Origin of the sequence: Enterobacter cloacae complex sp. P2B (assembly GCF_014895985.1) — a bacterium.
In the GTDB taxonomy this organism is placed as follows: Bacteria; Pseudomonadota; Gammaproteobacteria; order Enterobacterales; family Enterobacteriaceae; genus Enterobacter; species Enterobacter bugandensis.
This window is the reverse complement of sequence record NZ_JADBQQ010000012.1, coordinates 42,968-54,184: the sequence shown is the minus strand read 5'-3', so window position 1 is coordinate 54,184 and position 11,217 is coordinate 42,968. Positions and strand designations below refer to the sequence as shown.

At 57.6% G+C, this 11,217-nt stretch carries 5 protein-coding genes; 1 reads left to right on the top strand and 4 read right to left on the bottom strand.

Annotation, left to right across the window (positions count from 1 at the left end):
• Window positions 1-107: 107 nt before the first annotated feature.
• Window positions 108-1,361 carry an N-acetylmuramoyl-L-alanine amidase AmiC gene (gene amiC / locus IM313_RS12380; RefSeq protein WP_014885071.1) on the bottom strand — a complete coding sequence of 418 codons (1,254 nt, stop codon included), beginning with the start codon at window positions 1,359-1,361 and terminating at the stop codon, window positions 108-110.
• A 226-nt stretch (window positions 1,362-1,587) separates the two neighbouring features.
• On the opposite strand from amiC, the gene argA reads away from it, so the two are divergent.
• Window positions 1,588-2,919 (top strand): amino-acid N-acetyltransferase, encoded by a 1,332-nt coding sequence (gene argA / locus IM313_RS12375; RefSeq protein WP_014885072.1) that lies wholly within the window; start codon window positions 1,588-1,590, stop codon window positions 2,917-2,919.
• A gap of 21 nt (window positions 2,920-2,940) precedes the next feature.
• Here the strand turns inward: argA and recD are convergent, their stop codons facing one another.
• From recD to ptrA, 3 genes are read right to left on the bottom strand one after another with little or no spacing between them, the layout of a single operon-like run.
• Window positions 2,941-4,761: an exodeoxyribonuclease V subunit alpha gene (recD, locus tag IM313_RS12370; RefSeq protein WP_192971669.1), complete on the bottom strand. Its 1,821-nt coding sequence runs from the start codon at window positions 4,759-4,761 to the stop codon at window positions 2,941-2,943.
• A complete protein-coding gene (gene recB, locus IM313_RS12365; protein ID WP_192971668.1) occupies window positions 4,758-8,300 on the bottom strand; it encodes an exodeoxyribonuclease V subunit beta in 3,543 nt (1,180 codons plus the stop codon). Before recB ends, recD begins: the two co-directional genes overlap by 4 nt.
• Window positions 8,297-11,179: a pitrilysin gene (ptrA, locus tag IM313_RS12360; protein WP_192971667.1), complete on the bottom strand. Its 2,883-nt coding sequence runs from the start codon at window positions 11,177-11,179 to the stop codon at window positions 8,297-8,299. The genes recB and ptrA overlap by 4 nt, the downstream gene beginning before the upstream one ends.
• Window positions 11,180-11,217: the final 38 nt, after the last annotated feature.

Genomic DNA, 11,217 nt, shown 5'->3' with positions numbered 1-11,217 from the left:
AATCCGGCCCCCGCAACCAACACTTCTAAAAACAATAAACACCCTTAAGGGTGTTTTTTTGTATCTGCCGTTTGTGAATTTGCCGGGCATTTCACCCGGCTAAAAACCTACCCGCGCCGCGCCAGCGTCGCCCCGTCTGAGAAATACGCCCGTATCCCCGCCAGAATCGACTCCGCCACCTCCTGCTGGAACTTTGCCGTCTTGAGCTTACGCTCTTCTTCAACGTTACTGATAAACGCGGTTTCTACCAGAATGGACGGGATATCCGGTGCCTTCAGCACCGCAAACCCGGCCTGCTCAACGCTGTTTTTGTGCAGCTTATTGATGTTCCCCAGCTTGCCCAGCACCGCTTTACCAAACTTCAGGCTGTCGTTAATGGTCAGGGACTGCACCATGTCGAACATGGTGTGGTCGACGTAGCGGTCGCCGCTTTTGCTCACGCCACCGATCAGGTCCGAGGCGTTCTGGGTGTCCGCAAGGTATCGCGCCGCGGTACTGGTCGCGCCCTTGGTTGAGAGCGCAAACACCGACGAGCCGCTCGGCTGGCGACTGGTAAAGGCATCCGCATGGATCGAGACGAACAGATCGGCACGCTGCTTCTGCGCTTTCGCCACCCTCACCTTCAGCGGGATAAAGACATCCTCATTGCGCGTCATGTAGGCGCGCATATTGCCCTCTTTATCAATTAACGCCTTCAGACGACGGGCAATTTGCAGCACCACGTCTTTTTCGCGCGTATGGTATTTCCCCACCGCACCGGAGTCTTCGCCGCCGTGGCCGGGATCGAGCATGATCACAATCGGACGATCGCGCCCTGCTTTCCCCGGTTGCGGGCCGCTTTGCGCAGGCGGCACCTGACGCTGAAGATCGCCTTTGTTGTAATCCTCCAGCAGGGCGAGAAGCGGATCCTGAATATCCGTCGCATTGGCCGGGTAAAGATCCATCACCAGACGCTCTTTAAACGTCGCGACGGGCGCCAGGGCGAACAGTTGCGGCTTAACGTTCTGCTTAAGCTCAAACACCATGCGCACGGTTTGCGGATCAAACTGACCGACGCGCGCCGATTTAATAAACGGATCGTCACCGCGGATCTGCGCCGCCATGCCTTTCAGCACGGAGTTGAGGTTCACCCCTTCGAGATCCACCACCACGCGTTCAGGGTTGCTGAGGGCAAATTGCTTATATTTCAGCACGCGATTGGATTCAACCGTCACGCGCGTATAGGTCGACGACGGCCAGACGCGCACCGCCACCACCTGACTCGTGGCGGCAAGACCGACCTGGCTGACGCTAAGCAACCACATTGCCCCGGCCCCTTTTAACAAACGGCGGCGGCTTATTGCTGAATTGGATCCCGACATGCTTCTCCCGAGCAAGAAAACAAACTGATATACAAAAGTGCAGATTGACCGAAAACTTTAACGAATGACGCATAAACTGTCATCTATAAAAGGGTAAACAATCATACGTTAACGCACGGATTACTTATTAATTTCTGTAGGTCGCAGAAAATTTGCACTTGCACACGCGCCCACAATCGAATAAAAATACATAAATTACGAATAAACATTCATTAAGGGTTGTGCCATGGTGAAGGAACGTAGAACCGAACTGGTCCAGGGATTCCGCCATTCTGTTCCCTATATCAACGCCCACCGGGGAAAAACGTTTGTCATCATGCTGGGCGGCGAAGCCATTGAGCATGAAAATTTTTCCAGCATCGTCAATGACATTGGCCTGCTGCACAGCCTCGGGATCCGCCTGGTGGTGGTCTATGGCGCGCGCCCGCAGATCGACGCCAACCTGGCCGCTCACCACCACGAGCCGATTTACCACAAACATACCCGCGTCACGGATGCCAAAACCCTGGAACTGGTGAAGCAGGCGGCGGGTCTGCTGCAGCTGGATATCACCGCTCGCCTGTCGATGAGCCTGAACAACACGCCGCTACAGGGCGCGCATATCAACGTCGTGAGCGGCAACTTTATCATTGCCCAGCCGCTCGGCGTGGACGATGGCGTGGATTACTGCCACAGCGGCCGCATTCGTCGTATTGATGAAGAGGCCATTCACCGTCAGCTCGACAGCGGTGCCATTGTGCTGATGGGGCCGGTGGCGGTTTCCGTAACCGGTGAAAGCTTTAACCTGACGTCCGAAGAGATTGCCACCCAGCTGGCGATCAAGCTGAAGGCGGAAAAAATGATTGGGTTTTGCTCCTCCCAGGGCGTCGTAAACGATGAAGGGGTGATTGTGCCGGAACTCTTCCCGAATGAAGCGCAGGCCCGCGTTGAAGCGCTGGAAGCCGAAGGGGATTACCACTCCGGCACCGTCCGCTTCCTGCGTGGCGCCGTGAAGGCCTGCCGCAGCGGCGTGCGCCGTAGTCACCTGATCAGCTATCAGGAAGACGGAGCTCTGCTGCAGGAGCTGTTCTCCCGCGACGGTATTGGCACCCAGATTGTGATGGAAAGTGCAGAGCAGATTCGCCGCGCGACCATCAACGATATCGGCGGCATTCTGGAGCTGATCCGTCCGCTGGAACAGCAGGGTATTCTGGTTCGTCGCTCCCGCGAGCAGCTGGAGATGGAGATCGACAAATTCACCATTATCCAGCGCGATAACCTGACCATTGCCTGCGCCGCCCTCTATCCGTTCCCGGAAGAGAAAATCGGAGAAATGGCCTGCGTGGCGGTGCACCCGGATTACCGCAGCTCTTCACGCGGCGAAATGCTGCTTGAGCGCGTGGCGGCACAGGCGCGTCAGATGGGGCTGAGCAAGCTGTTCGTCCTGACGACGCGCAGCATTCACTGGTTCCAGGAACGCGGGTTCACGCCGGTGGATATTGATTCTCTGCCGGAAACGAAGAAAGAGATGTACAACTATCAGCGCCGTTCGAAAGTGCTGATGGCCGACCTGGGGTAATCCTTTCTTTGCCGGCGTCGTTCAGAGGGAGTCAAATATCGCGCTCAGCCCGCTTCGGCGCTCCGTGCGGGTGGCAATCGCCTGTACCAGCACCCGTTCATCGGTATACAGCGACAGGCGCTGACGCGCGCGCGTAATGGCGGTATAGATCAGCTCGCGGGTAACGACGGGGGAAAGCTGTGTGGGCAGGATAAGTGCCGCATGGTTAAACTCAGAACCCTGGGATTTATGCACCGTCATCGCCCAGGCAGTTTCATGCTCGGGCAAACGGCTCGGCTGGAAGGACTTCACGCTACCGTCCGGCATCTGGAACCAGACGCGGAGCCCCTGCCCGCGATCGAGCGCAATCCCGATATCCCCGTTAAACAACCCCAGCGCGCTGTCGTTGCGGGAGATCATCACCGGCCGGCCTTCATACCAGCGCGAGTGCGGAGTACGGTTGATTTTACGCTTTTGCGCCAGCAACTGTTCCAGCCTGTCGTTCAGGCCGCTGACGCCAAAGGGCCCTTCCCTCAACGCGCAGAGCAGCTGGTATTCGCCAAACGCGGCAATGACCTGCTCCGGCGTGTTTTGCTGCTGTACGCCCGTCAGAAAATGTTGGTACCCCAGCAGGGCGTCATCCAGCATCGCCTGATACTCTTCCCCGGTTTGCAGCGATTTTTTCTCAATATCGGTAAAGGTACCGTCAAATACCGCACAGGTAGCGTGCCGGTCGCCCCGGTTCACCGCCGCCGCAAGCTGACCAATGCCGGAGTCGCTGCCAAAACGGTAGCTTTTTTGCAGCAGACACAGGCTGTCGCGCAGCGCCCCCGCAAGTAAATGGTTTTCAGCCGCGAGCGAACATCCGGTCAGGCGCGCCAGCTCCTCAGCGCGTTCAGCGGTATACCCCAGGCTGGCATAGGTGCAGATATCGCCCAGCACGGCCCCGGCCTCAACGGAGGCAAGCTGATCGCGGTCGCCGAGGAAAATGACGCGCGCGTGCGGCGGCAACGCATCAATCAAACGCGACATCATCGTCAGGTCAATCATCGATGCTTCATCCACCACCAGCACGTCCAGATGCAGTGGGTTACCGGCATGGTAGCGCAGACGCTGGCTACCCGGCTGCGCGCCGAGCAAGCGGTGCAGCGTGCTGGCTTCGTTAGGGAAAAGCGCAAGCCGCTCCCCGGTAAGCGGCAGTTTTTGCAGTGCGCCGCCTAACGACTCCGTCAGACGTGCAGCCGCTTTACCGGTGGGTGCCGCCAGGCGGATACGACACTTTTGCTCACCCGATAACTCAATCAGCGCGGCAAGCAGCTTAGCCACGGTGGTCGTTTTACCGGTGCCCGGCCCGCCCGAAATCACCGATATCCGCCGCGTTAACGCCACTGCTGCCGCCACTTTCTGCCAGTCTGTCTCGTCGTCAGAGGTAAACAGCGTATCCAGCGTTTGCCGGAGCAGTGCTTCATCGCACGGGAGCGGAGTATTGGTCTCGCTGAAGAAGCGCGCCACCGTCAGTTCGTTACGCCACAGCCGGTTCAGATACAAACGTTCGCCCGTCAAAATCATTGGCGTACCGGTATCGGCGCTGCTGACGGCGGGCGAGCGGAGTAATATTTCTTGCCAGTCCACTGCCTCACCCAGAAGCGCGAAACACGCCTGTAAAGCCGGCGGCATTTTCTCATCCACCACCAGACGTGAAAGCGGCAGACAGACATGCCCTTCTCCCGCATCTTTACTCAGGATCGCCGCGGCAAGCATAACGGCAGGCTCTTCACCCGCCACCATCATGGCAAATTGTACGTCCAGGTGGCGAAGTGCACGTTGTTCAATTGCGTCCAGCAGTAGCGCCTGCATCGTCATGCTACCTCCTCCGTGCTTGCAGCAAACAGGTTATCCATCTTTTCAATCAACTCCACAGCCGGGCGGGTGCTGAAGATACCCGAACGCGGGTCGTTAGCATCCACGCCGCGCAGAAACAGGTAAATGACGCCGCCAAAATGATCTTCATAGCGATAATCGGCCATGCGATGGCGCAGGTAACGGTGCAGCGCCAGGGTGTAAAGCTGATACTGCAGATCGTAGCGATGCATTTGCATCGCTGAGGCCATCGCCTGCTGGGTATAAGCTTCGCTGTTTGCCCCCAGCCAGTTCGATTTGTAATCCAGCAGGTAGTAGCGCCCTTCGTGGCGGAAAACCAGGTCGATAAAGCCTTTCAGCATCCCCTGCACCTGGCGGAAATTCAGCGGCGGACACCCGGCGGATAACGGATCGTACTCGCGGATCAGCGCATCAAGCGCCTCGGCCCTGAGCGGGCTGGCGATGGGGAGGTAAAACTCCATCTCCACCTGCTTATCTTTGGCGGTCAACTGGCTCAGCGAGATCCCCTGCGCCGTGAGCGGCGCGTGCAGAACAGCGCGGATCCATTCAGTGAGAACCGGCTGCCACTGTGCGTCGTAGCCGCCGCTCTGTAACATCTTCAGCACCCACTCTTCTGATACCGGCTGGGTAAAATCCAGCTCTTCAAACAGGCTGTGCAAAAACGTGCCCGGCGAGGCGCCGCGCGGAAACTGATGCGGCGTGAGCGCCGGCTCGACGGGCACGCTCCCGGCCCCAGCGGCATCCACGTCCAGTTTTGGCATCAGATCCTGCGCAATACTCTGTCCGTGCTGCTGTAAAGCGGAGTAACTGGTAACGCGCCAGTCGTCAGCGATTGTGCGAGCCACCTCGCGGGCATGCAGCGCTGACTCTCCCTGCTCCGGCGTCTGCCAGCGGCTGCTGTCGGGCTGGGAGGGAATATGCAGGGCAACATGCTCTGAGCAAAGTGATTCGATGCACTGGCGCAGCCCTGCGGCATCTTTAGGCTCGCCGCGCTGAATAAGCCGCCCCAGCGCGCTCAGATGAAAATCACTCTCGCCGCTCTTTTCGCCACGGCGCCGGAACAGCGGCGCGACGCCCAGGGAACAGTGCCAGACCGAACGGGTCAGCGCCACGTATAGCAGGCGCAGGTCTTCCGCGAGACGCTCGGCTTCGGCCAGCTCGACGCTGGACTCCGCATTGCTGAGGTCAAGTACCGCTTCGAACGACTCGCGATCGTGGTAAAAAGCCTGTTCCTGCACGCGATAATTAGCGATAAACGGCAGCCAGACCAGCGGATACTCCAGGCCTTTCGACTTGTGAATGGTGACGATCTGCACCAGATGTTTATCGCTCTCGAGGCGCATCTGCTGGCTGGAGGAATTGCTGTTAGGGTCGGCAATCTGCTGGGCCAGCCAGCGCACCAGAGCATGCTCGCTCTCCAGCTGCGTACCCGCTTCCTGGAGCAGCTCGCTGATGTGCAAAATATCGGTCAGACGGCGCTCGCCGCCCGCTGTCGCCAGCATGTTTTCCGCAATGTGACGATGTGCCATGAGCTCGCGCACCATCGCCATCACGCCGCGCTTCTGCCATTTTTCACGGTAGCGCACAAACTCTTCTACCACGGCATCCCACGCGGCTTCGTCAGTATTAAGCGCATCAATGTCACGCGCGTTCAGCCCGAGCATCGCGCTCGCTAAGGCGCTGCGGAGCGTGCTTTCACGCTCCGGGGCCAGCACAGCCTGCAGCAGCCATAGCATCTCGAGGGCTTCCAGCGTTTCAAAAACGCTGTCGCGGTTGGAGAGGTAGACGGACGGTATATTCAGTAGCGTCAGGGCGTCGCGGATAAGCGCGGCCTCCTGACGGCTGCGCACCAGCACCGTGATATCAGATGCCTTTACCGGGGCTGGTTTATCCTCCTTCCACAGCAGCGCATCGCCGCGCGCGCCTGCGCTGAGCCAGTCCCTAATTTGCGCCGCACAGTGCTGGGCCATAGCATTTTGATAGTCCGCGACGCCCCAGCCTTCCCCGTCAAGTAGCCAGAAGTTCATGGCTGGCTGAGTTTCGCCATTAACCTCGAAGCGCAACGCGGTATTTTTAGGGGCGAACTTGACCGGCTGGAAAGGGATCTCCCGGAACATAAACGCCGTATCCATGCGGCTGAAGAGCGCATTGACGCTTTCCACCATGCCGGGAGAAGAGCGCCAGTTGGTGTCGAGCGTGTAGTGCGCGTCAACCTCGCTGCGGGCTTTCATGTAGGTGAAAATATCCGCACCGCGGAAGGCGTAAATGGCCTGCTTAGGATCGCCGATTAACAACAGCGCGGTGCCGGGCTGCTGGCGCCAGATACGGCGGAAAATGCGGTACTGCTGAGGGTCGGTATCCTGAAATTCGTCAATCATTGCCACCGGGAAGCGGGTGCGAATCGCAGCGGCAAGCGCTTCGCCATTTTCACTGCACAGCGCCGCATCAAGTCGGCTCAGCATATCGTCGAACCCCAGTTCGCCCCGGCGACGCTTTTCACGCGCGACGGCGTCGCGGATCTCCGTCATGGCGCGGACGATCATCAGATCGTTGAGCGTCAGGGGCTCCGCCAGCAGGGTTTCAATCGCCAGAAACAGGGGATGTTCAGGTACGATACCGTCGGCTTTGGTCCGCTCAACCAGGAAACGCCGGGAGAATTTCTCCAGCGCATCCGGGAGCTGGTAACCGCGCGTCTCTTCCTGCGCCCACGCGCTGATCTTCTCGATCCATTTGCCCTGGTTGCCGCGATTGAACTTACGTCGATCGATCCCAGAATTCTCGATGATCGCGTCAATCTCACCGACTGACTCAATCCATTTTTGTTTGATGTCGGCAATTTTAGCGATGATTTTTTCATGGCGTGAGGCCAGGGTTTCATCCGCCGGGGGCGGAGATTTGATGACCGGCGCTTCCCCCTGAAGATAACGATCGATGGCGCGCAACAGTGCTTCGGGCCCCTTCCACAACGCATGTACCGCTTCCGCAATATCCCGCTGTAACGGATAGCAGTGGCGACGCCAGAAATCCGCGCAGGCCTGATAGCGAAGCACGGATTCATCTTCAATAAGCTGCTGCTCAAACAGCATGCCGGATTCAAACGCATTCAGGCTAAGCATGCGCTGGCAAAAACCGTGAATGGTGAAGACGGACGCTTCGTCCATCTGCCTTTCTGCGAGGAGCAGCCACTGGGCTGCCTGTTGCTTATCGGCAATCTCTTTCAGAAGGCTCGCGTAAAGAGGGTTATCCGTGCTCTGGCGCAGACAGGCGATGCGCAGTTCGTGGATATTGGTCCGAATACGGCCGCGCAGCTCAGCGGTGGCGGCCTCGGTAAAGGTAACAACCAGCAGCTCTTCAACGCTCAAAGGACGAGGAAAAGCGGCGTTACCGCCAAGCCCTAACAGCAGGCGCAGATAGAGCGCGGCGATGGTGAAGGTTTTTCCCGTTCCCGCTGAGGCTTCAATCAATCGTTCACCCTGCAAAGGTAAACGTAAGGGATCAAGGGACTCAGCGGTATCGGTCATTCTTTCTTACTCCAGGGCATAGATTGCTGCAACGCGCTGACGCTCTTCCAGACTTTCCAGCCTTTCGGGTTCACGTAGTCCGTTTTCCCGTTCTGGCTACCGGATACCTGAGACAGGATAGTGATGCCCTGCGGCTTAATCACGGCCTGATGGAAGAAATCGGCAGCCTTCTGCGGCGTCAGCTGTTTTATCTCAGCCACTACTTTATCACGCGAATCAAATTTCAGATTACCGCGATCGAAATCTTTGCTCAGCTGCGACGCCTCTTCGCCCAGCGTCTGCGGCGGCTGCATCACCTGCGCGATGACGGCCTGCTGGATCTGAGCAAACTCTTCCGGCTTCATGGCCCGCAGTTTTGCTTCCACCTGCGGGAAGAACGCCTGATAGCGGCGCCAGAGATAGGCTGGCTGTTTGTCGCTGCTTTGCAGCAGGAAGCCCAGCCCCCATTGACGCCCCACGTTCATTGAGAAAGCAAATACCGCATAGCCAAGCTGCTCTTCTGTGCGCAGCTGGTTATAGAACCACGGCTGAATAATCTGACCCAGAACGGCGCTCTGCGCAGAGCTTGCGAATTCATCATAGCCCGTTGGCACAAACACCGCGGCCAGCGCGGAATCGGTGCTGCTCCCCGCTTTTTCAAAGATCACATTCTGTTTTTTCTCAACCAGCACGTCCTGGTTACGGCACCACTCGTCCCCTTTCGAACCGAGCTGCGTGCGAACATTTTCTGCCAGCGTTTTGGCCTGATCTTCGCTCATGTTGCCGACGATAAGAAACTCCGGGCGCGTGTTGGTTTTTAGCAAGTCACGGTAAGCCAGCACCTCTTTTAATGAGATTGATGGCAGCAAGGCACGGCGTTCTTCACGCTGGAAATAAGGTATTTGCGACAGCATTTGCGCCGGCATAAGCGCCTGATCGTAAGCTTTGCCCTTTTCTGCAGAATCCATCATCTGCGCATACCAGGATTTAGCCTGCTCAAGCTGCTCTTCCGTTGGCGTGTAGCTGAAGTAACCCTCGAGCAGTGCCTTGAAAAGCTGAGGCAGACGTTGAGTATAGCCATTTGCATTAAGCATCAAACCGTTGTTGGCATTGGTGGAGAAACTGATCCCGCCCACGGCCGCCTGGTTGCTGAGCTGATCGAGCGCGATACCGGCCAGATAGTCATTGAGCGCGAACATCACCTGATTTTTGGCGCTGTTCATCGCTTTCGGGTTACGCAGGACCACGCTGACATCGGCCTTTGGCTCGCTCGCAAAATAACGGCTTGGGGTATACACCACGCGCAGCGTCGGTTCATCAATAATGAGCTCCGGGTGCGGATAATCCTTAGTCGTTTTGATCAGCGAGAAATCATCCGGGATATAGGGATTCAGCTCCGGCAGCTTCAACGCAATCTCACCGGCCTTCTTCTGCCAGTCGGCGAAGGTCTGGTCGCTGATTTTGTCTACCTGATAAGGGGCATCAACAAAGTATGCCGTCTTGTTATGCGGTTCGTTCGGGCTGATGTACCAGATGCGGGCATTTTGCGGCGTCATCATCGCCAGGCGCGCTTTAACCGCCTCGGCATCATAACGATCGGCAATATTGACCGCGTCGAGCGTGTGCGCCACCGGCACGCGGATCATGGTATCCGCCAGCCACTCCACGTAATCCATATCGCGGGTAATGGACGGGTAACGGAAATCGAGATCCAGCACGTGCGCCAGTTCATCAAAATAGCGCTTATCGACGCCTTTCTCGCGCAGTAAAGAGAGGTAGCTAAAGATAGCCGCCACCACTTCATCACGGTTGGCCTGACCTTTGTCGGTCAGGGTGGCGGAGATCGCCAGCACGCCGCTGTTGCCGTTTACCACGGGATCGGAATCGGCGCGGATCCCTTCCACCAGCCCCTGTTTTTGCAGCCAGTCAGATAAGGTTCCCGGGCTGCGGTTACCAATCAGGTAGGTCACCAGCTCGTCGGTTTTACTGCGAAACTGGGCTGTGTTGTTATCAATGCGGAACTCAACGCGCAGCACTTTGCGGGGCATGGCAGGGACGTAGTGGATGACGATCCCTTTTTGCGCGTCCGTGACAACCGGTACGTCTATCTTCGGCAGGTCAATATTTTTATTCGGCACCCGGCCAAACGTTTGTGCCGCCAGTCCGGCAAGCTCCGGTAACGGTTTGTTGCTGTAAATAACCGCCTTCATCAGGTTGGCGGAGTAGTATTTGTCACGAAACGCATGCAGGGCGTCAATGACCGGGCTTCCCGGTTTATCGCTCAGCGTCTCCAGGTTACCGCCCGAGAAACGTGAGCCCGGATGCGCCGGGTTGATGGTCTCGGCGCTGACCTGCGCCATACGCATACCGTCCCGGGTACGGGCCATGGTCAGCTCCGCATTGACGGCATTGCGCTCGCGGTCGGCGTATTTTTTATCCAGCAGCGGCGCGGCGATAGCATCGGCAAGACGATCAACCGCCCCTGTCAGCGCGTCGTTTTCGACTTCGAGATAAAAGGCCGTGCGGTACGGTGCCGTGCTGGCGTTGTGGCTGCCGCCGTGCATTTTCAGGAATTCAGAAAGGCTATCCGGCTGCGGATATTTTTTAGAGCCCATCAGCGTCATGTGTTCGAGGTAATGCGCCAGCCCCGGATGCGCCTCAGGATCTTCCAGCGATCCAACCGGCACCACTAACGCCGAGAGGGATTTCACCGCCTGCGGATCGGAAACCAGCAGCACGGTCATACCGTTATCAAGGCGGATAGCCTGATACTGACGGGTATCTTTTTCGCTCTTACGGATAGTTTCCTGAACGGGTTGCCAACCGGAGTCTGCGTGAGTGACGGGTGCCCAGAGGGCGAAAAACAAAACAAACGCTTTAAACAAGGTGCTGCCTGGCATTACGACCTCTTTATCACGGCTACATCATTAACAAACTG